Origin of the sequence: Shewanella septentrionalis, from assembly GCF_025370265.1 — a bacterium.
Taxonomy (GTDB): Bacteria; Pseudomonadota; Gammaproteobacteria; order Enterobacterales; family Shewanellaceae; genus Shewanella; species Shewanella hafniensis.
Map to the genome: position 1 here is coordinate 1 of NZ_JAMTCC010000033.1, position 22,853 is coordinate 22,853.

25 protein-coding genes are annotated in these 22,853 nt (G+C 47.4%); 15 read left to right on the top strand and 10 right to left on the bottom strand.

Translation table 11 applies throughout. The features are described from left to right. Positions 1 to 1,039, top strand: a 1,039-nt coding sequence (locus NE536_RS17120; protein ID WP_425347537.1) for an IS91 family transposase, incomplete at its 5' end; no start/stop codon positions are given. A 251-nt stretch (positions 1,040 to 1,290) separates the two neighbouring features. Here NE536_RS17120 and NE536_RS17125 read toward each other — a convergent pair. From NE536_RS17125 to NE536_RS17140, 4 genes are all read right to left on the bottom strand, one after another. Continuing rightward, positions 1,291 to 2,088: a DUF6602 domain-containing protein gene (locus NE536_RS17125; protein ID WP_261273433.1), complete on the bottom strand. Its 798-nt coding sequence runs from the start codon at positions 2,086 to 2,088 to the stop codon at positions 1,291 to 1,293. Positions 2,089 to 2,154: 66 nt separating this feature from the next. Then, positions 2,155 to 2,619, bottom strand: coding sequence for a hypothetical protein (locus NE536_RS17130; protein ID WP_261273434.1), 465 nt, complete (start codon positions 2,617 to 2,619; stop codon positions 2,155 to 2,157). Between the two features lie 174 nt (positions 2,620 to 2,793). Next, on the bottom strand, positions 2,794 to 3,126 hold the full coding sequence (locus NE536_RS17135) for a hypothetical protein (protein WP_261273435.1): 333 nt from the start codon (positions 3,124 to 3,126) through the stop codon (positions 2,794 to 2,796). Positions 3,127 to 3,774: 648 nt separating this feature from the next. After that, complete coding sequence (locus NE536_RS17140; RefSeq protein WP_012088350.1) at positions 3,775 to 3,978, bottom strand: YheV family putative zinc ribbon protein; 204 nt, start codon at positions 3,976 to 3,978, stop codon at positions 3,775 to 3,777. A 253-nt stretch (positions 3,979 to 4,231) separates the two neighbouring features. Between NE536_RS17140 and NE536_RS17145 the strand changes: the two genes are divergently transcribed. Beyond that, positions 4,232 to 6,145, top strand: a complete 1,914-nt coding sequence (locus NE536_RS17145; RefSeq protein WP_261273436.1) for an ABC transporter ATP-binding protein — start codon at positions 4,232 to 4,234, stop codon at positions 6,143 to 6,145. Positions 6,146 to 6,199: 54 nt separating this feature from the next. After that, a complete protein-coding gene (locus NE536_RS17150) occupies positions 6,200 to 6,661 on the top strand; it encodes a TIGR02444 family protein (protein WP_261273437.1) in 462 nt (153 codons plus the stop codon). A gap of 84 nt (positions 6,662 to 6,745) precedes the next feature. On the opposite strand, the gene NE536_RS17155 is transcribed toward NE536_RS17150, so the two are convergent. After that, positions 6,746 to 7,156 carry a GFA family protein gene (locus NE536_RS17155; RefSeq protein WP_261273438.1) on the bottom strand — a complete coding sequence of 137 codons (411 nt, stop codon included), beginning with the start codon at positions 7,154 to 7,156 and terminating at the stop codon, positions 6,746 to 6,748. Positions 7,157 to 7,269: 113 nt separating this feature from the next. Then, positions 7,270 to 7,605, bottom strand: a complete 336-nt coding sequence (locus NE536_RS17160; RefSeq protein WP_261273439.1) for a winged helix-turn-helix transcriptional regulator — start codon at positions 7,603 to 7,605, stop codon at positions 7,270 to 7,272. Positions 7,606 to 7,707: 102 nt separating this feature from the next. On the opposite strand from NE536_RS17160, the gene NE536_RS17165 reads away from it, so the two are divergent. Together NE536_RS17165 and NE536_RS17170 are read left to right on the top strand one after the other, a co-directional pair. After that, positions 7,708 to 8,490, top strand: a complete 783-nt coding sequence (locus tag NE536_RS17165) for an SDR family NAD(P)-dependent oxidoreductase (RefSeq protein WP_261273440.1) — start codon at positions 7,708 to 7,710, stop codon at positions 8,488 to 8,490. Positions 8,491 to 8,623: 133 nt separating this feature from the next. Beyond that, complete coding sequence (locus NE536_RS17170; protein ID WP_261273464.1) at positions 8,624 to 9,289, top strand: cupin domain-containing protein; 666 nt, start codon at positions 8,624 to 8,626, stop codon at positions 9,287 to 9,289. Between the two features lie 91 nt (positions 9,290 to 9,380). Here NE536_RS17170 and NE536_RS17175 read toward each other — a convergent pair whose 3' ends face one another. Both NE536_RS17175 and NE536_RS17180 read right to left on the bottom strand, forming a co-directional pair. Beyond that, positions 9,381 to 10,976, bottom strand: coding sequence for a GMC family oxidoreductase (locus tag NE536_RS17175; protein ID WP_006085980.1), 1,596 nt, complete (start codon positions 10,974 to 10,976; stop codon positions 9,381 to 9,383). A gap of 69 nt (positions 10,977 to 11,045) precedes the next feature. Beyond that, positions 11,046 to 11,552: a hypothetical protein gene (locus NE536_RS17180; RefSeq protein ID WP_012088345.1), complete on the bottom strand. Its 507-nt coding sequence runs from the start codon at positions 11,550 to 11,552 to the stop codon at positions 11,046 to 11,048. Between the two features lie 188 nt (positions 11,553 to 11,740). Here NE536_RS17180 and NE536_RS17185 point away from each other — a divergent pair, with 188 nt between their 5' ends. The 3 genes from NE536_RS17185 (at position 11,741) to NE536_RS17195 (ending at position 13,991) form a co-directional block, all read left to right on the top strand. Further along, on the top strand, positions 11,741 to 12,784 hold the full coding sequence (locus NE536_RS17185; protein WP_261273441.1) for a hydrolase: 1,044 nt from the start codon (positions 11,741 to 11,743) through the stop codon (positions 12,782 to 12,784). After that, positions 12,768 to 13,013, top strand: coding sequence for a YheU family protein (locus NE536_RS17190; protein ID WP_012196716.1), 246 nt, complete (start codon positions 12,768 to 12,770; stop codon positions 13,011 to 13,013). Before NE536_RS17185 ends, NE536_RS17190 begins: the two co-directional genes overlap by 17 nt. Positions 13,014 to 13,103: 90 nt before the next feature. Beyond that, a complete protein-coding gene (locus tag NE536_RS17195; protein WP_006082963.1) occupies positions 13,104 to 13,991 on the top strand; it encodes a phosphoribulokinase in 888 nt (295 codons plus the stop codon). A 289-nt stretch (positions 13,992 to 14,280) separates the two neighbouring features. Here NE536_RS17195 and NE536_RS17200 read toward each other — a convergent pair whose 3' ends face one another. Both NE536_RS17200 and pepB read right to left on the bottom strand, forming a co-directional pair. After that, positions 14,281 to 14,802, bottom strand: coding sequence for a GNAT family N-acetyltransferase (locus NE536_RS17200; protein ID WP_261273442.1), 522 nt, complete (start codon positions 14,800 to 14,802; stop codon positions 14,281 to 14,283). A gap of 190 nt (positions 14,803 to 14,992) precedes the next feature. Further along, on the bottom strand, positions 14,993 to 16,285 hold the full coding sequence (pepB, locus tag NE536_RS17205; RefSeq protein ID WP_261273443.1) for an aminopeptidase PepB: 1,293 nt from the start codon (positions 16,283 to 16,285) through the stop codon (positions 14,993 to 14,995). Positions 16,286 to 16,473: 188 nt separating this feature from the next. Between pepB and sfsA the strand changes: the two genes are divergently transcribed. The 7 genes from sfsA to panC all read left to right on the top strand — a co-directional run bounded on the left by sfsA (position 16,474) and on the right by panC (position 22,636). Beyond that, complete coding sequence (gene sfsA / locus NE536_RS17210; protein ID WP_006085987.1) at positions 16,474 to 17,178, top strand: DNA/RNA nuclease SfsA; 705 nt, start codon at positions 16,474 to 16,476, stop codon at positions 17,176 to 17,178. Between the two features lie 163 nt (positions 17,179 to 17,341). Continuing rightward, positions 17,342 to 17,785: an RNA polymerase-binding protein DksA gene (gene dksA, locus NE536_RS17215; RefSeq protein WP_006082967.1), complete on the top strand. Its 444-nt coding sequence runs from the start codon at positions 17,342 to 17,344 to the stop codon at positions 17,783 to 17,785. Between the two features lie 163 nt (positions 17,786 to 17,948). After that, positions 17,949 to 18,863 carry a tRNA glutamyl-Q(34) synthetase GluQRS gene (gluQRS, locus tag NE536_RS17220; RefSeq protein WP_261273444.1) on the top strand — a complete coding sequence of 305 codons (915 nt, stop codon included), beginning with the start codon at positions 17,949 to 17,951 and terminating at the stop codon, positions 18,861 to 18,863. Between the two features lie 19 nt (positions 18,864 to 18,882). Further along, complete coding sequence (locus NE536_RS17225) at positions 18,883 to 20,424, top strand: polynucleotide adenylyltransferase PcnB (RefSeq protein ID WP_012586871.1); 1,542 nt, start codon at positions 18,883 to 18,885, stop codon at positions 20,422 to 20,424. Continuing rightward, positions 20,424 to 20,912 (top strand): 2-amino-4-hydroxy-6-hydroxymethyldihydropteridine diphosphokinase, encoded by a 489-nt coding sequence (gene folK / locus NE536_RS17230; RefSeq protein WP_115335433.1) that lies wholly within the window; start codon positions 20,424 to 20,426, stop codon positions 20,910 to 20,912. The genes NE536_RS17225 and folK overlap by 1 nt, the downstream gene beginning before the upstream one ends. A gap of 56 nt (positions 20,913 to 20,968) precedes the next feature. Then, positions 20,969 to 21,763, top strand: a complete 795-nt coding sequence (gene panB / locus NE536_RS17235; protein WP_106649539.1) for a 3-methyl-2-oxobutanoate hydroxymethyltransferase — start codon at positions 20,969 to 20,971, stop codon at positions 21,761 to 21,763. 27 nt (positions 21,764 to 21,790) lie between these two features. Next, entirely contained in the window at positions 21,791 to 22,636 is an 846-nt protein-coding gene (panC, locus tag NE536_RS17240) for a pantoate--beta-alanine ligase (RefSeq protein ID WP_261273445.1), read from the top strand. Positions 22,637 to 22,853: the final 217 nt, after the last annotated feature.

Here is a 22,853-nt window from a genome sequence, read left to right on the forward strand (position 1 = left end):
GCGGCGTTATGCCCATCAAATCACCCCAGAAATGCATGCTGCTATCCATGCCATGCTCAGCTGTCGCTGTAACACGGCGAGAGTGAGCTGCTGGGGTTGTCAAACCTGCGAGCAACAGCTTGAGTTTCCGCTCTCTTGCGGTCATCGCAGTTGCCCACAGTGCCAACACGGCACCACATGTGACTGGTTGAGTAAACAACAAGCTAAGTTATTACCGGTGAATTATTTTATGGTGACCTTTACCTTGCCGTTTGAATTAAGAGCCATAGCGAAGTCGCAACCCGAGCCGTTCTATCACGCCATGTTTACCGTGGCAGCGAGTGTACTCAAAGACTTTGCAGCACGCTCCCCTAAGCTCAGTGGTGACATCGGCTTCACCGGCGTACTGCATACTCACAGTCGACGCAGAGAATACCATCCACATCTGCACTTCATTATCCCTGCAGGGAGCTACCACTCTGGCAAGCGGCAATGGCGTAAGTGTAAAACCCATTACTTATTTAACGCCTTTAATCTTGCCAAGGTGTGGCGAGCACGTTTACAGGCTTATCTGAGTGACACGCTTCAGCTTAAACTGCCACATCAATCTCCCTCAAAATGGGTGGTCGATTGTCAGTTCGTCGGTAAAGGCGAACATGCACTGCAATATCTGTCGCGCTACCTTTATCGGGGCGTTTTACCCGACAGCAGTATTTGTCATCATGTTGATAATCAGGTGAGTTTTACCTATCAAGACAGTCAGACTCGCTGCCAACAAGTACGCAGCTTGCCCGCCGTCGAATTTCTGTGGTTGATATTACAACATGTGTTACCCAAAGGATTACGGCGAGTACGAGACTATGGCTTACTGCGAGGCAACGCCAAAACGCTACGGCAACAAATCCAACTGATGCTAGCTGTCGCAGGAGCCACTTTCCCCGTATTACCAGAGGTCAAACGTGCCTTAGCCGTGCGCTATTGCCCTTGTTGCCATCAAGCTATGCATTTTATGGGCGTTCATATGCGTCATCGACCGACAGGGGCTAATATCACCGCTTAAGGCGAGAAGTATAAGGATAACGGGTTAACCAAACAAAATGAGGACTCGATAAAGGCTTGATAAAAAAGTGATAAAAATATTAGCTCGTTCGCTAAGGGCGGGTCATGTCTGCAAAAAGTTTCTTTCAAAGTACGACCTTAGCACCCTCAAATTCTCAATCCGCTATTTGCATAATAAAGTGTCAACAACCAGCATCGGGCTTGTTCAACACTTGGGATAGGTCGCGGCTACGCGCGGCCTATCCTTATTTGTTAGCTGCGCTCTTCAAATTGTTCGACAGTTTCCTGCCCTAAAAATGCATAACGAGACCTTAAAGCTTCTTTACCATATTCACCACGCAACGGGTACAGTGTTTGAGCCTGTTGTTCATCAATTTGACCAGTGCAGTGTTCAATAACATTACTAATTAGGTACGGATGAGATAGACCTTTTAAAGTATAAGAATGCCAAATCGCTTGTTGTTGCAAACCACTTTGACGATGTCCGTTTTCCCAATAACGAATAAAAATGTCCTCTCCAATAGCGACACAGTTAATACAGCCAAGAGGATCACTACCAGTAATAGATTGGAGTTCAGTTAGCACATCTTGGTCTGTCAAACGCCCTTTATTGTATATGAAAAGACCAGCCCAGCAATTCTGATTAGTAGAGCGGATATCTCGAATCTGGCGACTCAGTTTCTCAATTACATCTCGAAGCTTCTTCCCTCTAGATAGCTTTGTCTTCACTTCAATAATCGCAGTTACACTGCTTGCAGTGACAAAGTGTAACTCTCCTTTTTTATATAATGTCGGAGAGGACTTAGGTGTAATCAAAATATCAATTTGTCCTGAGCTCGTTTCGTCTGCTGGGTAACAAATAAACCCAGTGCCAACTCTAAATGTCTCGGGTAATACATTTGCAATCGCCTCTCTCAACAATTGCTCCTTATGTTCTCCGTCTGTTAGCCAATGCTCCTTACCAATAAGTTCTCTTATTCTGTTCTCTTCAACCTTCAAACTCTTACCAATTGAAAGCTGATAACTCGTAAAATCTTGTCTGATCGTCATAAATTTCTCAAATCTATCAATGTAGCAGCTAACGCCCAGCGTTGGCTGTCGCTCTGCCGCTGATTGTTAGTTGCCTCCACTGCGGAAGACTTGGATTCGTTGCTTTGCTGACTCCAAGGCCCCAGCCTCCCACACATCTACTCTACTTCCTTTTGCACTATAGTTTTCTAAGAAATTTTTAGCGAAATGCCACGGGTGATAATTCCAGCCGTTATCTTTAGCGTTTCTAGAATTACGAATCCAAAGATCCCATATAGCAATTTCAATAGTTTCAGAAAGATGGAGTTCATTGACGACGTATGCCTTCCAATCGCCGTTCGTAGATGAAAAGAAACTTGGATGCTTCTCAGAGAATTCTACCAGGGCAACTGATTCTTCAGGAAGATACCCAAGAACAGAGAGTACATAAAGCTCAAAGAAATAGTCCATTGGTCGCTTCGCGTGGTAGTACGGTGCTAACGTGAGCATTATCTCCTCATACGAAGCTGGATAGTCCGGCATAGTCGGCGGTACATATTTCTCTTGTTCCAATTTCAACTCCTTTGCTCCGGCAAATCCACTAAGACTAAGTGAAACTACAACACATAGAACTCTTATTAAGAGCATCAAACTTCCCAAGCAACTAACGCCCCAAACAATGGCGCGCAGAATGCGCGTCCAATTGCTTTGGCTTGTTATAAGTGCTTATAAAGTGAATGTTTTTTTCTAAAATACGGCTATCCCGTTATGAGTTAACTTGCCAAAGTCACTGCGATGGTACCCAACTTGTGAAATATTTTTAATATAGACGTCATACCTTTTTAAACCCGAGCCTGTAGCCCCAGAATGGATTAGTTTATCAAGTACACCTTCAGCGCGACGTTCAAACCCTTTTGTATTGCACAAAATAACAACCTTATCACCCAGTTTTAAGATTGCTACTTTAGCCTTGGATATTGCAAACCCCTGTCCAATACCAGTTGAACAACAAATTGAAAATGATTTTTTCTGGTTTGCAGCGACTTCTTCTTCAGGGTGATGAATAACTAAGGTTGTCATTGCTTCTCTCTGTTTAGTGTAATTAAAGTTTACAGTGTACTTATAACATTTTATTAGTGCGCATGCGCGTTTACCTCATTAGACCAGTAAAAACGCGCATCATTAACTGTTTGTATTGCAAAGAACTTATCAGCTTTTTATCTAATACACCATCCGGAAAAACGCGCATGCGCGTTTTCCAAACCTATTAACTAATTTTGGGAAAGTTTATGCGGATGATTTTTAAGGGTTTTATAAATTTTAGGCGAGATAAACGCGCAAACTAATGAGTGTAAAAACACTCAAAAGCATCTAAATTTAAATACGACTGTATACCCATACATTGTTAGTCGCTTTACGGTAGGGCCAAACATTGGGTAAATAGGTGAGATTTTGTAGGGCAATTCATTCGTCAGTTTTCAATTCACTAAATGAATGCTAGCCAGCTTTGGGATAATAGCTTTTTAGCAGAACTGGCAGCGAGAGGGTTAGTTAGGATTGGCATTATTACAGAAGTGACCGTAGGTGGCATGAATGCCACCGTCGAGCCCTCAGGGAAGCTTATTTTAAAAACAATAGGCTGCGTGTCGCTGGAGCAATATTGCCAATCGACACTGCACATATTGTGAATCTTTTTCGAAACTAACTTTGATGAATTGAAGCTTCAACCTAGTCCGGTTTAAACACGCCGATCACAGCGCCGGTGGCTTTTTCTGTCACCTTTTCATCGGTTTGCTGTTCACGGTAATCGCACTCTGTACATTCAACGGTTTCGATGCCGTTTTCCTTGTAGAGTAAAATGCTGTCTTTAGCGCTGCATTTTGGGCACTTAGCACCGGCTACGAAACGCTTTTTGATTTTAGTGTTTGTCATAATAGATAAAGGACCAGATAGCAGGGCCAAGGGACTCGGCCGAAGAAATTGGCGCTATTTTGCCACACTGATGATTGAATACCAGCGTTACCTGAAAGTATGAGGCCTTAGGTCGATGTGATGCGATTCGCTAAAGATCATCCTGAAAAGTCGAATAATTGTCCGAGTTATCGGGTCAGGCTGTGGTTTGAAACTAGGTTGTACGCTATTATCTGTGCCCTGACGAATTCACGTTCTAACCAAGTTGTAGTCAATGATCAGCATCAACCAAGCGCAATTAATCCGTGGCAGCAAAACCCTGCTAGATGAGACCTCTCTGACGATTTATCCCGGCCATAAGGTCGGTTTAGTCGGTGCTAACGGCACAGGCAAATCCTCACTGCTCGCATTAATTTTAGGTCACTTAAGCCTAGATAAAGGTGAATTTAGTCTGCCTTCTGGCTGGCAAATTGCCACTGTGGCCCAAGAAACCCCTGCGCTCGACGTCTCGGCACTGGAATATGTGATCGATGGCGATAGCGAATATCGTCAATTAGAAGCCCTATTACACAAGGCCCAAGAAGATAACGACGGCAATGCCATCGCACTGTTACACGGCAAAATCGACGCTATCGGTGGTTATGCGATTCATTCGCGCGCGGGTTCATTGTTAGCGGGTCTGGGCTTTAGTGAAGCCGATCAAAGCAATCCAGTCAAAAGCTTTTCGGGCGGTTGGCGTATGCGCCTCAACTTAGCCCAAGCGCTACTGTGCCGCTCTGACTTATTGCTCCTCGACGAACCCACCAACCACTTAGACTTAGATACCATGTACTGGCTCGAAGGTTGGATTAAGTCCTATCAAGGCACGCTGATTTTAATCAGCCATGATAGGGACTTTATCGATGAAATCGTTGATGAAATCGTCCACGTTGAAAATCAAAAACTCAATTTCTACAAAGGCAATTACAGTGCCTTTGAGCGCATTCGTGCCGAACGTATGTCGCAACAACAGGTTGCCTTCGAACGCCAACAAAAAGAACGTGCACACATGCAGTCCTTCGTTGACCGTTTCCGTTACAAAGCCAGTAAAGCCAAACAAGCGCAGAGCCGCTTAAAGGCACTAGAGCGCATGACTGAGTTGTTGCCGTCTCAAGCCGATAGCCCATTTTATATGGAGTTTCGTGCTCCAGAAGCCCTGCCCAATCCACTGATTAAGATGGAGCAAGTTGCGATCGGCTATAGCGATAAGCCAATCCTGAGCAAGGTGCATTTAAACTTAGTGCCGGGTGCGCGCATTGGTTTGCTCGGCCGTAACGGCGCAGGTAAATCGACATTAATCAAGCTGTTATCGGGTCAGTTATCGCCAATGACAGGTTTGTATGAACCTAATCCTGGCGTCAATATCGGTTACTTTGCCCAGCATCAAATCGAATTTTTGCGCCTCGACGATACGCCGATGCAGCATTTAGTGCGTCTGGCGCCCAATGCCCGCGAACAAGAGTTGCGTAACTTCTTAGGCGGTTTTGGTTTTAATGGCGATATGGCGCTCTCACCTGTGCGGCCCTTTTCTGGCGGCGAGAAAGCCCGTTTAGTGTTAGCGCTATTAGTTTGGCAACGCCCTAACCTATTGCTGCTCGATGAACCCACCAACCATTTAGACTTAGAGATGCGCCACGCCCTGACAATGGCATTGCAAACCTTTGAAGGTGCTATGGTTGTCGTCTCGCATGATAGGCATTTACTGCGTTTAACCTGTAGTGATTACTATTTGGTGGATCAAGGTGAAGTGCGCGCTTTTGATGGCGACTTAGACGATTATCACCAATGGTTGCTCGATGCGGCGAAAGCCAACTCGAATCAAAGCAGCACCAGCGATGAGATCAAACCTGCCGCCGATAAAAAGCAGCAAAAACGCCTCGAGGCCGAGATCCGCCAAAAGGTATCGCCGCTCAAGCGCAAACAAACTAAGTTAGAAACCGAACAGCAAAAGCTGAGCGAACGCCTCGCCGAGCTAGAACACTTGCTGGCCGATAGCGAATTGTATGATCAAGATAACAAAGCCAAGCTAACCTCAGTACTAACCGAGCGAACGAGCTTGACGCAAACCTTAGAAGACAGTGAAATGCAATGGCTCGAGTTGCAAGAAGAGATAGATGCAATGGAACTTGAGGTCATGGAGCAACAATAACTCCAGCGTTCTTTTAAATAAAAGTCAGTAGCAGCGGCAATACAAGGAAATAGTATGGCGGTTTTAACCCAGTTCGACAGTCAACTCTGGCAATGGTGTGATATGAGCTATGCGCAAAACAAAGCGCTCTGTCTCGAATTGCAAAATAGCTGTCAGGTGAACGTCAATCTACTGCTACTGGCGCAATATTTAGATATCACTATGGATGTGTCTGGGCCGCAGCAATACAGCACAGACCAATGGCAATCGCTGATGAGCGCTGTGGGTGAATGGGATGAAAGATTTCTAATGCCCTACCGCAAATTACGTAAACTCGCTAAGTCCAGCCTAAATGAGCAAGAGTATCAGCAGATGCTCGCCGTTGAGCTAATGATGGAACGTAAAGCGCAGCGAACCATCTTGAATAAACTCAATGAACTCAGCCCAAGCGGCCAAGCAACAAATCTCGTGAGCTACTTAAGCCTGTTTGGACTCAGTGACATGGACGCCAACGAAATCGGCCTCATCGCGCCCTGATCTAATCCAAACAAATCACGTTAAATCGAGCACAGCTAAGTTAGATCGAGCTCAATCAAATTAACACTATGACCATCTGAGCCGCTAAAAGCTGCGGCCTTGTGGATAGCGTTGACAGTTATCCTCAATCACCAACCAGTTCAGCTGGCTCTCAGTGTAAATATGGTACTTGGGCTGAACTTGGTTAGCGTCGTCCAGACTCGCTATGCTCAAGGTCGAGTAATCGGGATATTGAAGATGTCGGTAAGTTAATGATGTACCGCATTTATCACAAAATCCACGGCGAATAAGCTCGGACGATGCGAACTCAGTCACCCGACCTTTAAGCCAAATAACTTGCGTTATCTTGAAGTCCATCCAAGCCCCAAATGCAGAGCCCGTGCTTTTTTGGCACGAACGGCAGTGGCAATAATCCGCATCGAAGGGTTCACCTTCAATCTGATAACGAATCGCCCCGCACAAGCAGCCACCTTCCCGTAATGTATTTTTAGGCATACACACTCCCATTTCCGACTACCCGCACGCTCCCTTGAGTAGCGCTTCATCTCGATAAAATAAACCGCTGCGATTTACCTTATCGACATTGAACCGCTACAAAAGAACGTTAATTAAGCATCGATTTCTTGCTGTAACTTTTCCAGCTCATCCAAAATATGCAGAAATTTTTGGCCAAACTCAGTCACTTGATACTCGACACGCGGCGGCAGCTCGTTATAAATGACCTTATCTAAGATGCCAAATTCTATGTTCTTTTTTAAACATTGATTCAATACCTTAGTGGAGAGCCCCTCAACGCAGCGCACCATTTCCCCCGGTCTTTGTACCCCACTGGCCAACAGCTGATAAACCGTTAATGACCACTTACAGCCATAAATCGTCTCGACCATACGCGCTGAACGCTCAGGGGGCGATTTGCGTGAAATAAATTTTTCATTGTTATTCATAAAGATGTACCAAAAAGTACCTGCCTTACCTATTTGTACTTACTGTTCAAACAGTTATTGAGTTCTTAAGATTACCACCTTGATAATACTTAGGAGTAGAAAATGCAATTTAATACCTCAAATCTCGCCATTATTGTCGGTGGTAGCAGCGGCATAGGTTTCGAAACGGCCAAACAACTGACCGAACAAGGCGTATCAGTGCTCATCGTCGGCAATCAGCAAGATAAACTCACCGCAGCCGTTGCTGCAATCAAACATGCCCATCCAGCAGCCGAGTTACGCGTCGACGGTTTTCAAGCCAACCTTTACCAAGCTGCGGATGTTAATCGGTTGGTTGCGCACATCACCCAGCTTAAGCAAAAGGTTGGCTACCTCGTCAATGCAGCGGGCTATTTCAATCCCAAATCCTTTATCGATCATTCAGAGGCTGATTACGATCTCTACATGGCGTTAAATAAAGCCCTGTTCAGGATCACCCAAGCCGTAACCCACAAGATGATCGATGCGGGCGGTGGTAGTATAGTGAACATAGGTTCTATGTGGGCAAAACAAGCGGTTAAAGCCACACCTTCATCGGCCTATTCCATGGCCAAAGCCGGATTACACGCATTAACCCAGCACTTAGCGATGGAACTGGCGGACAAGCATATTCGCGTCAACGCGGTTTCACCCGCCGTGGTGAATACGCCCATCTATAACGCTTTTATCCCTGAGGCAGAGCTAGACCAAGTGATTGAAAGCTTCAACGCTTTTCACCCGATTGGTCGAGTCGGCATGCCAGCCGATGTGGCGAACAGCATTTGTTTTCTTTTATCCGATGACACCAGCTGGGTGACTGGCGCGATTTGGGATGTTGATGGCGGCGTGATGGCTGGACGCAACTAATATTGCAGACAAAGCGAGTATGCTAGTGCGTAACGGTGTGCTTACTCAATTAGCACACTGTTAGCGCAGTAAGACGCAACGAACACAGTAAACAATCATAATTCTAAGTTAAGGTTAAATAATGTCTAACACTATGCTCAATATGAACTTTAGCGAACGTGTCGTTATTGATACACAGCAGCAACCATGGTTGCCAAGTCCTGCTCAAGGCGTTTGGCGCAAACCACTCGAACGGGAGGCTAAAGAGTCAGGACACACTAGCAGCATAGTGAAATATGACGCGTGCTCGCAGTTTGCGACCCACCCGCATCCGCTGGGCGAGGAAATCTTTGTGCTCGAGGGGGTATTTTCCGATGAAAACGGCGATTACCCCGCGGGCAGTTATCTTCGCCATCCGCCAGGGAGCCAACACGCGCCGTTTAGCCAAGAAGGCTGCGTTATTTTAGTCAAACTCAATCAATTCAATCCGCGAGATCTTGATGTGGTCAAGATTAATACTCAGCAGACTCCTTGGTTACAAGGCATAGGCGGCTTGCAAGTGATGCCGCTACATGAATTCGAGCATGAACATACCGCGTTAGTGAAATGGCCTAAAGGTGAAACCTTTCAACCCCATCGGCATTTTGGCGGCGAAGAAATATTGGTGTTATCGGGCAAGTTTCAAGATGATCAAGGGGAATATCCGCGCCACACTTGGATACGCAGTCCGCACATGAGCGGTCATTTTCCTTTTGTCGAAGAGGAAACCATTATCTTAGTGAAAACAGGACATTTACCCATTAGCACCATTCAGCCCTAAGCCACGGCGAGCATTGTCTTAGGCAACATATGCTGCAGCATACGTTTCTGCAGCTGAGCCTTCTACATCAGAATTATCGGCTTAGGTAACATCACCCTTTACCGTCGGTGAGCTTTTGCGCGAGTGCAGTGGCATTACGTGCTGTGATGCCATAAATCGACAGCTGCGGGTTAGCGCCAAGGCTGGTCGGGAAGATAGACCCATCCATTACAGACAGATTTTCTAAATAGTGCGACTGACCATAGCTGTTGACCATAGAAAGCTTTTCATCTTCGCCGAAGGGACAACCGCCCATCACATGGGCCGATGCGACGATAGTACGCAGTGGCGCGAGTGACATCTGCGCAATGCTCTCTTTGGCGTCCTTCCACGAAGATAAGTAAGGCATGCCATCGCTGATCGGCAACACTTTTAAGGCGCCCGCCGAGAATTGTAACTCCGCCATACTGGCAAAAGCGCGTCTCGCGGCCCGCCAAAAGGCATCGGTCAGCGGATAATCTAGGGTAAATCCCTTAGGGGTTAAGTGCACTTCACCGCCCTGACTGTCGGGATGATAACCATCGCGGATCAAGGCAATAGTCACTTGCAACTGATTGAACTGCGCCATTAACTCGGCATGACTCGCGCCATAACCTAAGGTTTTAGAGGCGATTAAAATCGGATGCACCGGTGGCACTTCGAGTTTATAACCGAGCTCACCATCGGCGTCATTCTTCCACACAAACTCATCGGAATAGATAGATTGCGGCGCGCCGCTATGGCCATTGATCGAATCGGCAAACACGCCGCCGGATAACAAAGTCGGATGTAAAAAAGTGCGTTTACCCAAAAGTTTGTGGGGATCGGGCACCTGCGAGCGCATCAAAATCGTCGGCGTATGGAGAGCGCCCGCACTCAAAATATAATGTTTAGCCTTAAATAACAGCTCAACGTCAGTGGGTCGTAAATTCACATCCAACGCCTGCGCCTTTAACGCAAACACTTGGCCATTATGGTGCTCAATCTTAGTCACTTTAGCGCGACTGATCAGCTGTGCGCCTTTCTCAAGTGCCGAGGGAATCGTGGTGACTAACATAGATTGCTTCGCATTGACCGGACAGCCCATGCCGCAATAGCCGGTATTCCAACAACCCGCCACATTGCGTTTAATGACTGTGTATTCCCAACCAAGATTGATACAACCTTGCTTCAGGGCGGCATTATTGCGATTAGGCTCATAGTTCCATTCATGGATATTAAGCCGCTGCTCCATTTGCTCAAACCAAGGGTCTAAGCTCTCGCGATTAAGCCCTGCAACCGACTTATGTTGCGCCCAAAAAGCTAACGCTTCGGTCGGCGTGCGAATAGAAGTGGTCCAGTTAACTGTGGTTGAGCCACCGACTGCGCGGCCTTGAAAAATCCCAATCGCCTTGTCGGCGGTTTTCATCGCCGCGGCTTGTTGATACAAGTTGGGATAAGCGACCCGCTCTTCCATATTAAAATCGCTGGAGGATTTTAGCGGCCCCGCCTCAATCATGATCACGCTTAGCCCTGCTTGGGTGAGGATTTCGGCCGCCACACCGCCGCCAGCACCTGTGCCGACAATAATAACATCGGCTTCAAACTGTTGGTTTTCTTGCAATTGGCTCGCGTCGGTATGTAACCAACCTGAGTTTAAACCATTCACTATGGGATCTATGACTGCCAACTTGAGTGCTCCACTGTCGCGGGTAAGATGCTTATTATTGGACGTTTTATTCGGTTACAAACGGGCGAGCTATTTGAACAGTTCAGGTTTGGCATAATGCAGGCGGCTCCAGTGTTCAGGGCAAGCGTAGTAACTGGCCATCACTAATTCCCGCAATCCGAGATAAGCCGTTTGTAACAGCGCAAAATAACTGTGGCGCCAGGTTTCTAACATATCAGTTAACTCGGCGGGAGAGCGCATCAATAGCGGCGTCATGCTCGAGGTGAGTACCAGTAAGCCGAGGCGATTTTCGAGCATATCGAGCAGTTCAAATAACTCGGTTTGCTGCTCCTCGGGTAGCACAGAAATTGACTGTTTGATGGCATCTAAAGTGCGATTTTGCGCCGCAAGCTTGTGGGTTGCCACATCGGGCAAAGCACCGTCGAGCATCACAGGTAAAAGCACGCTAAACAATAAGCGATAATCTTTGCCTTCGCTGTCCTCGGGCAAACTAAACTCAGGAGAATAAAGATTGACCCCTAAGGCTAACGCCGCCGTACCGGCAAACGCGCCCATCAAAAAGGTTCGTCGCTTCATCTCTATCTCCTAAATATCAATCTAAATGTCGGCCTAAATATCAGCATAAAAAACAATTGTGCTACACTGCCCACGCGTTTATATCTAAGCGACTTCAGAATAAGAATTTCAGCATTTTGAGGTCGCTTGGGTATAAATTAAACACACGTTTTAATTTTCAGCAATAGCCGATACCAAGATAAACATCCATGCCAAATTCTTTTATGCCACCTTGGTGGGCCAAGAGCCCCCATGTACAAACGATTTTACCCGTATTCACTAAAGTGGCCAAACCAGCATTACAGCGGCAGCGCTTAGAGTTACCCGATGGCGATTTCATCGATTTAGATTGGCAGGATGTTCCGCAGTCAGGCAAACCGATAGTGGTGATCATCCACGGCTTAGAAGGAAGTGCTCAGTCCCATTATGCAAGACGGATACTGCAAGCCTGCAAAGAACAGCAACTCGCAGCCGTGGTGCACCATCACAGAAGTTGTTCGGGTGAGGCCAATCGCCTCGCGCGCAGTTATCACAGTGGTGACACGGACGATTTACAGTTTAGTCTATCGACACTGAAAAGCGCGTATCCGCAATCGCCATTATTCGCCGTAGGTTACAGCTTAGGCGGCAATGTGCTGACTAAGTATCAGGGCGAATATCAGGATGACAGTTTATTAGCCCGCGCAGTGGTTGTCTCGGCGCCGCTGCAATTGTCCGCCTGCGCAAAACGTTTAGAAAATGGTTTTTCGAAAGTATATCAAAGCTATTTAATCAAACAGTTACAGCAAAAAATCAGCCATAAATTAAACGATCCTGACTTAGCCATCTCTATGCCGCTGAGCCAGTTGCAGGTCGACCGTTTAAATACCTTCTATGATTTTGACGATAAAGTCACAGCGCCATTGCACGGCTTTGACGGCGTCGACGATTACTATACGCGTGCCAGTGGTTTACCCTTTGTCAGCCGCATTACTAAACCGACGCTTATCATACATGCTAAGGACGATCCCTTTATGACCGATGAAGTGATCCCCCAGCAAAACCAATTATCGGGTTATGTAGAATACGAACTGCATCCCTATGGCGGTCATGTTGGCTTTATCGAAGGCGGTACACCTTGGAAACCGCGCTTCTATCTTGAGCGACGGATTTTACACTTTTTACTCGGCGATCAAAGTGTTGACCCACTTAGCGTAGACCCCATCAACGGCGACAATATTCCCCAAGGAAGCACCGATGCTCATTCCCTATGAAACCCTGTTACAACTCCCGCAGGAAACGCTCGCCAATTTGATCCGCGAATATCTCTTCGGTCAAGTGGAGGATGGCAGCTTTGCCAGTCTTGATGAGCAGGAACTGGCGCAGGCGATAGTCCAATGTCAACAAGCACTTAAACAAGGTAAGCTGAAATTAGAGTACAGTGAAGACGATGAGTCCTTCGCGATACGCTCGGCGGATCAAATAGCACAGCAGCAAGATTGACCAGTCCTACCTCTGTACCGTATAAATAGTACTCGCGTTTTTATCGCTTCCCCATAAGCGGCTCTTTTGGTTCCTAGCTAGGTAGAAAAAATGTCAGCAAAACATCCCATTATTGCAGTTACAGGCTCATCAGGCGCGGGAACCACCACGACTACCACCGCCTTTAGCCATATTTTTCGCCAACTAGGGATTAACGCCGCCTTTGTCGAAGGCGACAGCTTTCATCATTTTACCCGCGCTGAAATGGAAGTGATGATCCGCAAATCCCAAGCTGAAAACCGCAACCTCAGCTATTTTGGCCCAGAGGCCAATAACTTTGCCCGCTTGGAACAATGCTTTCGCGATTACAGCGCCACAGGCCAAGGTGAAACCCGCAGCTATTTACACACCTTCGATGAGGCCGTGCCTTTTAACCAGATGCCCGGCACTTTTACCCAATGGCGACCCTTGCCAGAAAATACCGACATGCTTTACTACGAAGGCCTGCATGGCGGCGTGGTTACCGGTGATGCCAATGTCGCCCAGCATGTCGATCTATTGATCGGCATGGTGCCCATAGTCAACTTAGAATGGATCCAAAAAATTATCCGTGACACATCGGAGCGCGGCCACAGCCGTGAAAAAGTCATGGGCTCGATTGTGCGCAGTATGGATGACTATATTAAGCACATGACGCCGCAGTTCTCCCGCACTCACATTAACTTTCAGCGGGTGCCAACGGTCGATACCTCTAACCCCTTTAGCGCCAAAGATATTCCGAGCTTAGACGAGAGCTTTGTGGTAATCCGTTTTCGCGGTATCAATAATGTCGATTTTCCCTATTACCTCAATATGATCCAAGGATCATTTATGTCAAGGGTTAACACCTTAGTGGTTCCCGGCGGTAAAATGTCACTGGCCATGGAGCTTATCCTCACGCCTTTGATTAAAGATTTGATGGAAAAACGCCAGCAACTCAATACTCCAGAAGCGAACTAAACCCTAGCGGATTGAGGGCGGGTTTGACTAAAGGCTAAGGAAATAAAGTCTTTTTTTGCAATAGATTAAGTTTGATTTAAGCCATTAGCGCTAATCTTGTCGACATCGGGATTTCAGGCGAAAGAACGATAGTTGGCATACTCTTGGGAGTTAATTCCCCCATCTTGATCTGTTGATTCCCTTGAGTATGTCAGCAACCTCTTATGAAGAATTAATTCCACATCCATTTATTCCCTTCGGTTCGCCAGCAACCTCTTAATAAACAGTTAACTCCATACCTGTGCTTGAGTCAGTCTGCATTTTGAACTGGTTTTCTACGCACGAGATTCTTGTACATCACCATGCACTCTAAGGCTATGCCTCTGGGCGAGCAGTAGATGGATTCCTCTTCTAAACCTTCACCACCAAAACCGCAGTGGCGATAGAAATCCACCGCATTCAAAGTCGATTCCAACCTCAGCTGGGCAATACCTTGATTAAAAGCCATGGTTTCAATAAATTGCAGTAGCACTTTACCGACCCCAAGCCCCATAGTATCGGGGGAGACAAACAGCGCTTCTAACTGTGCGTAGGGTTCATCCAACATTACCATACCGACCACTATCTTAAGCGGCGGCTCGTCATTGGATTGTTCTGCCACATAAAAATGTGCATCGACGATACGACTAAATTGCTCGGTCAGTTCACCTTCGGTCCAAATAATCAGATCGCCCGCATCATAAAATCCGGCGCAGCCTTTATTGATGGCCGCATTGCGGATATCCCAGCAGGCCTGAGCATCTGCTTTCGTTGCTTTTCGTATAGTTATCATCATGTTTCCCGATTAAAAACGCTCAGCCATAACATGCCATGAAGCCGCTGAAACGCCAAGTAAACTATCGGCCTAGTATTTCACCCAATAAAAAACCGCCCGTAGGCGGTTTTAATCCAGTCTGCAGAACCTTAATGGATCTTAGCTAACTTATCTGACTTAAGTCTTAGAGCTAAGTGTAGAGCTAGGTTTAGCCTTTAATCAATTCACTAATAGTCAATACGCCATGGGTCGTTGCACCCGCGCCCCACATGGCAGAAGCTGAATCTTCAAAAGCGCCCGCTAAATCAACGTGCAACCATTTAGCTTCTGGTGAAACAAAGCGCCATAGGAAACCAGCCGCATTAGAAGCACCACCTGCACCACCGCCTTTCATTGCGCGGCTGTTGGCTGTGTCAGCATAGGCTGATGGACACATTTCTTTGTGCCAAGGATCCAGCGGCAACGGCCATACACGCTCGGCAACACTCGTGGCTTTTTGCTGGGCCAGTTGCAACACATCAGTCTGTGGCGAGAAAATCGCGTTGTAGTTAGAACCCACTGCCATCACAGCGGCGCCTGTAAGGGTCGCTGCATCGATAATAAAAGGAGCGCCTGTCGCAGAAGCGGCTTGCAGACCATCTGCCAACACTAAGCGCCCTTCCGCATCTGTGTTCACCACTTCAACTGTTACACCATTTTTGTAGGTCAGAATATCACCTAACTTATAAGCACGGCCGCTGATCAAGTTTTCAGCGCAACATAAGAAGAGTTTAACCCGTTTGTTTAGGCCAGATTTAATTGCTAAACCAAGCGCTGCAGTCACAGTCGCCGCGCCGCCCATGTCGCATTTCATGCCTAACATGCCTTCAGAGGCTTTGATGCTGTAACCGCCAGAATCAAAGGTAATCCCTTTACCCACAAGCGCCACAGACACGGGTGCATCGGCGGCTAATGGGTTGAAGTCTAACTCTAACATTGCCGGTGGACGCTCACTACCGCGGCCGACTGCATGGATACCAATCCACAGTTCTTCGAGCAGCGCTTCACCTTCGATAATCCGATAACTCACCTTGTTGCCACCGATTTCAGCCAACCATTTCGCCGCTTGTTGGGCAAGCTTCACCGGCGACAGGTTTTCAGGCGTATCGTTGATCAGTTGACGGGCAAAGGTTGCCACATCGAGTCGACGTTGCAATTCAGCTTGTACAGCTTCATCACCACACCAGTGGACTTGATAACCAGGTTTTGCCGTCGCGAAACCTTGGGCAAACACCCACTGGCTATTGAGATCCCAAAGCTGCCCGGCTAATACCACACAGCTAATGCCTTGACTGCGCAGTTTACGGGCCGCCATTTGAATTTGACGCAGCTCATCGCCACCCGCTAAATGAATTTGCGCACCGTCGGCAGTATAAGTCACATCAGCTTTGCCCCAGTGGGCGGCCGGCGCTTCTTTGGTTAATTGCACTTTCATTAATTCAGTTACTTTTAGTTCACTCATTAGGGATCCTTATTTTTCGATTCGTTTTAGAACAATCAATCAGCAATCAGAACAAACTTTATGGCGGCAGTTTACTGCTAGCAGGCGATGACGCAAAGCGATTGGCTGAAGTTACTCAGGTAAAATCTGTAAACATTTGCGAAATTTGCTAGGCTTTGCGGCCTAGAACAGCCGATATAGGTCTACCGATGGAATTTACTCCGCCACTACAACAGGGCATTTTACTGCGCCGCTATAAACGTTTTCTGGCCGATGTGCAGTTAAGCGACGGCAGTGAGATCACTCTGCATTGCCCCAATACGGGTTCTATGCGTAATTGCCTGTATCCCGGTGAAACCGTATGGTTTTCTACCTCTGATAACCCTAAACGTAAGTATGCCCATACATGGGAACTGATGACCACGCCAGATGCTGGCCTAATCGGAATCCACTCGGGTCAAGCGAACACCTTAGCCGAAGAAGCCATCAATAAAGGTATCATCAAGGAGCTCACAGGTTATGACAGCCTAAGCCGTGAAGTTAAATATGGTGATGAAAATAGCCGCATCGACATCCTGCTACAGGGTGCTCAAAAACCCGCCTGTTATATAGAAGTCAAAAGTTGTACTTTGCTCGAGGATGGCCAAGGTTATTTTCCTGATGCGGTGAGTCTTCGAGGTCAAAAACATTTACGTGAATTGATGCACATGGTCAGTCAAGGCCACAGAGCCGTATTGCTGTTTGTGGTGCAGCACAGTGACATATTCAGTGTTGCTCCCGCAGCACATATCGACCCTGAATATGCTAAGTTACTGAAAAAAGCAGTGTTAGCTGGAGTGGAAGTCCTTGCCTATCGCTGTGAAATGTCCCCGACTGAGATTCACCTAGCCCAAGCCTGTGTTGTCCGAGTATGATGTTAAGGCTGAGTTAAATTTGATTTCATTTGAATTAGCGAACATAGTCAAAAAATTCAATCAAAGCAGAATGAAAAGTTTGCCTCGATGTGAAGATTCTGCTATAGATAGCGGCCGTTCTTAAGGACGCCCTACAAACGCAAATGATTACAGGAGATGCGTTATGCCTGAAGGCACCAAAAAACTTGGCGTACTCGCTATCGCAGGTGTAAATCCTTACCAGGAAAAACCGGGTGAGGAGTATATGAACGCTAAGCAACTGGGTCACTTCAAGACAATTCTTGAAGCTTGGCGCAATCAGTTGCGTGAAGAGGTCGACCGTACTCTTAGCCACATGCAGGACGAAGCAGCAAACTTTCCCGATCCTGTTGACCGTGCAGCACAAGAAGAAGAGTTCAGCCTCGAACTTCGTGCTCGCGATAGAGAACGTAAGCTGATCAAAAAAATCGAAAAAACACTGCAAAAAATTGAAGAAGACGACTTCGGCTTCTGTGATTCTTGCGGTATCGAAATCGGCATCCGCCGCCTCGAAGCGCGTCCAACAGCCGATCAATGTATCGACTGTAAAACGCTTGCAGAGATCAAAGAGAAACAAATGGCTGGTTAATCAAGCATACTGGGCGGGGATTTCCCCGCCTATTTGTTTCTAACAACGCCTTGACTCTTCGAGTTGAAGCCAAGCTCACTCCAATTTACCCCGATTCGCTTTTATCCTTGTATCCCTCTAAAATACGCCCACTTTGACTGACACTAGCTGCTAACTCAGTACTATGGCGACTTTATCTTCTCCAACTTCAACTCATCGCCCCTATGTCGGCCGTTTTGCGCCTTCGCCTTCGGGTGCCTTGCACTTTGGCTCGCTTATCGCCGCCCTTGGCAGTTATCTGCGTGCGCGCTCGCAACAGGGTAAATGGTTAATTCGTATTGAAGACATCGATCCTCCGCGGGAAGTCAAAGGCGCGGCCGATGATATCTTGCGCACCTTAGAAGCCTATGGATTTGAGTGGGATGATGTGCCTCTGTATCAGAGCCAGCGCACTGCGGCCTATCAAGCACAAATTGATTCGCTGCTCGCCCAAGATAAAGCCTATTTCTGCCAATGTAGTCGCAAGCAAATTCAAGCCATGGGCGGCGTTTACGATGGCCGCTGTCACCGCTTGCCACAAACCCAAGCTGCAAATGTGGTTAAGTCGGGGGCGGTGCGGATAGTTAATACCGCGCAAGTGCAACAATTTGACGATAACCTCATGGGGCATATTTGCGTCGATAGCCATTTTGCCGCCGAGGATTTCATCATCAAACGCAGCGATGGCCTGTACGCCTATCAATTGGCCGTGGTGCTCGACGATGCTTATCAAGGGATCACTGAAGTGGTTAGAGGCTGTGACTTAATCGAAGCCAGCTGTCGTCAACTGAGTTTGTATCAGAACTTTGGCTTGGCTGCACCGCAATGGTTGCACTTGCCACTCGCCTGTTTAAGTCAGGGATTTAAACTCTCCAAACAGAATCATGCGCAGGCGATTGATACGCTTCATCCGCAGTCGAGCCTCAATGCGGCGCTGGCATTTTTAGGTCAACAACCTGTTGAGACCCAAGGTTCTGTGGCGCAAATGCTCGTTCAAGCCGTGGATCAGTTTCAATTATCCACTATACCGCAACAATCTGAGATACTGATCGAGCCCTGATATACTCATTAGGCTGCATTTGGTATATGATAGCCGCCAGATTTTTAATCAAATAACAGATCATATTTCGAGGTGTCCCATTTTTCGCCGTATCAGCCAATTCTGCAAACAGCTATTTGAAGACGCGCCTAAAACGACCGCTCCGACTCAAGCTCAGATTGAACCAACAACGCCAGAACAAAGTTCCGGTGCGTTAAGCTTAGAGTTAGTGCCGAGAGATGCCCATACCATCTCGCGCAAACAAATCAGCGAAAATGCCCTTAAGGTATTATACAGACTGAATAAATCAGGTTTTAAAGCCTATTTAGTCGGCGGCGGTGTACGCGATTTACTCTTAGGGATTGAACCGAAAGATTTCGACGTCGTGACCAATGCGACGCCGGAAGAAATCAAAAAACTATTCCGCAACTGCCGAGTCGTCGGTCGTCGTTTCCGTCTGGCGCATATCGTTTTCGGCCGCGATGTTATCGAAGTGGCGACCTTTCGTGGTCACCATGGCGAAAGCAATGAGAAAGTTTCCAAAGCCAATGCCGAAGGGCGTTTGCTACGTGATAACGTTTATGGCGAAATCGACGAAGATGCTGAGCGCCGCGACTTTACCGTCAATGCCCTCTATTACGATATCAGCGATTACTCGATCCGCAGCTACGGCGGCGGTATGACAGATCTTAAAGCTGGCACCCTAAGATTAATTGGCGATCCAGAAACCCGTTACCGTGAAGATCCCGTGCGTATGTTAAGGGCGGTGCGTTTCGCCACTAAACTCAACATGGGTATCGAAACCGTCACTGCGGCGCCGATTAAACAATTAGCGCCACTGCTAAAAGATATTCCTGCTGCGCGTATGTACGAAGAAGTGCTGAAACTCTTCTTTGCAGGCAAAGCCTTAGCCAACTTCGAACTGATGCAAGAATACAAGCTATTCGCGCCGCTATTTCCGCAAGTGGCCGCTCTGCTAAAAGATGATCCTAAAGGCACGACCATGAAAATGGTGCAAGCCATCATGAAGAGCACAGATCAAAGAGTTAACGAAGATAAGCCGGTGACGCCTTCATTCTTCTATGCTGCGCTTCTCTGGTATCCACTGCGTCAACGCGCCGAAGATATTGCCGTTGAAAGTGGCCTGACATTATACGATGCCTTCTTTGCCGCTATGGGCGATGTGATGGAGCAGCAATGCCAAACCATTAGCATTCCACGCCGTTTTAGTACGCCAGCAAAAGACATTTGGCAGTTGCAGTTACGCTTTGACCGTAGCCAAGGCACTCGCGCCTTTAAACTGATGGAACACCCTAAGTTTAGAGCCGCATACGATTTGCTATTGCTCAGGGGCGAAGTCGAGGCGGGTAATGTCGCTAAGAGTGCCGCTTGGTGGCAACAGTTTGTTGAAGCCGATGAAACGGAACGCTTAGCCATTGCGCGTAGCGGCACTAAATCGCCCAATCGCAACCGTAATGCCACTCAACGTCGTCGCCGTCCTCGCGCGCCGAATGCCGATGGTTCAGCTGCGACGAGCGCACCTAAAACAAGTGGCACGCCAAAAGCGAAAGCGGCGGAATAATGCCTCGCGTCTACGTCGCATTAGGCGCGAATCTCGACGATCCCAAGGCGCAATTGGACAATGCCGTCACGGCATTGTCCGCATTAGCCTTAGGCAATAGTCTACTGGTTTCTCCTTATTATCATTCGACGCCTATGGGCGATGTCGTGCAACCCGATTATGTTAATGCGGTGGTCAGTTTCGATACTGATCTTGAGCCATTAGCCTTACTCGATGCATTGCAGCATATCGAAAACACCCAAGGTCGAGTGCGCCTTGAGCGTTGGGGACCCAGAACCTTAGATCTCGATTTACTCTTGTATGGCAATGAGAACATTGACATTCCCAGACTCCAAGTGCCCCACTACGGCATGAAAGAGCGCAGCTTTGTGCTCGTGCCTTTAGCCGCAATCGCACCGAATCTTATTCTGCCGTGCAACACTGCAATCGGCAGTCTTATCGATACAAAAATGTTGGCCGAGTTACAACAACTGGGCATTGATCATTGAAGTCCGTCCCCAGTTAGCTTATAACACCACTTCTATTTGGTTTGAAGATCATCCATATGTCTAAAATTACTAGCTCAACCCTGTTGAAATACAAACAGGAAGGTAGAAAATTCACGGCACTGACAGCCTATGATGCCAGTTTTGCCAGCGCGTTCGATAGCGAAGGTGTAGATGTGCTGCTCGTCGGCGATTCTCTAGGAATGGTTCTCCAAGGCCATGACGATACCCTGCCCGTCTCTACAGCAGATATCGCTTACCATACTCGCTGTGTCCGTCGCGGTATCGAACGTGCCCTGCTGATCGCCGATATGCCCTTTATGAGTTACGCCACACCAGAACAAGCTATGGTTAACGCCACTGAGTTGATGCAGGCTGGCGCGAACATGGTCAAAGTCGAAGGTGGCCACTGGTTACTTGAAACTGTCACTAAGCTCACGGAACGCGGTATTCCCGTGTGTGCTCACTTAGGCTTAACACCTCAGTCAGTCCATGTATTTGGTGGTTTTAAAGTGCAGGGCCGCGACGCCGAAAATGCCCAGCGCATTCTCGACGAAGCAAAAGCATTAGAAGCGGCTGGTGCTCAACTATTGGTTGTGGAATGTATTCCTGCGCCACTCGCAACGGCGATCACTCAAGCCTTAACGATTCCAGTTATTGGGATTGGCGCAGGCGCATCAACCGATGGACAAATTTTGGTCATGCATGATGTGTTAGGTATTTCAAGTGGTTATATTCCACGTTTCTCGAAAAACTACCTAAAACAAACCGGTGAAATTCGCTCGGCCGTGCGCGCCTATATCGACGAAGTTGCCCAAGGAACATTCCCTGGCGACGAACACACTTTTAATTAATAACCGATTTATGCAAGGTAAGGCTCAATGATCACTAGCGCCCACATTGATGATATTCGCACCCAAGTGCGTGCATGGCGTGCCAAGGCCGAAACCGTCGCCTTTGTGCCCACCATGGGCAATCTCCATCAGGGACACATTACTTTAGTCAAAGAAGCCGCGAGCAAGTGTGACCATGTGGTGGTCTCAATTTTCGTTAATCCAATGCAATTTGGTCAGAACGAAGATTTAGATGCTTACCCACGCACACTGGCTGCCGACAGCGAAGCCCTCACGGCTGCTGGCGCAGAGCTATTATTCACCCCAACGCCAGCCGTGATGTATCCCAAGGGTCTAGAGCAGCAAACCTATGTCGAAGTCCCAGGGATTTCCGACGTGCTTTGTGGTGCGAGCCGTCCGGGACATTTTCGTGGTGTTGCGACTATCGTTTGTAAACTGTTTAACATAGTACAGCCCGATGTGGCGCTATTCGGTAATAAAGACTATCAACAGCTGTTAGTGATCAAAACTATGGTTGAAGACTTGTCATTACCGATTGAAATTATCGGTATTGATACCATACGTGAAGACTCAGGCTTAGCCATGAGTTCGCGCAATGGTTATCTCACTGCCGCAGAAAAAGCCGCAGCGCCTGCACTAAAACAAGCCATAGATGCCATGGCCACTGGGATCAAGCAAGGTGAAAGTTTTGAACAAGTGACCGAGCTAGCAAAAGCCAAGTTAATCGCGGCCGGTTTTACGCCGGATTATCTCGAAATTCGCCACGCTCACACGCTAGAACAGGCCCAACATCAGGATCAAGCCTTAGTGATTTTAGCCGCCGCCTATATAGGTAAAGCACGGCTTATCGATAACTTAAGGTTCGATCGCTAATACTTAGCGTCAATCAATAAAGGGAGCTCTCGCTCCCTTTTTTATGCTTTGAATCTGCCGCGCACCATTAAATTTATCGTTTAGAATCAACCTTAGCGCCAAAAAATTGAATCGTCAAAAAACTGGTTTTATCCCTTAACTTACGCCATAGTATGATGCAGATGTTAGCGATAAGTAAAATCTTGGCCACTACAATAAACACAGTAAATTTGCCCCT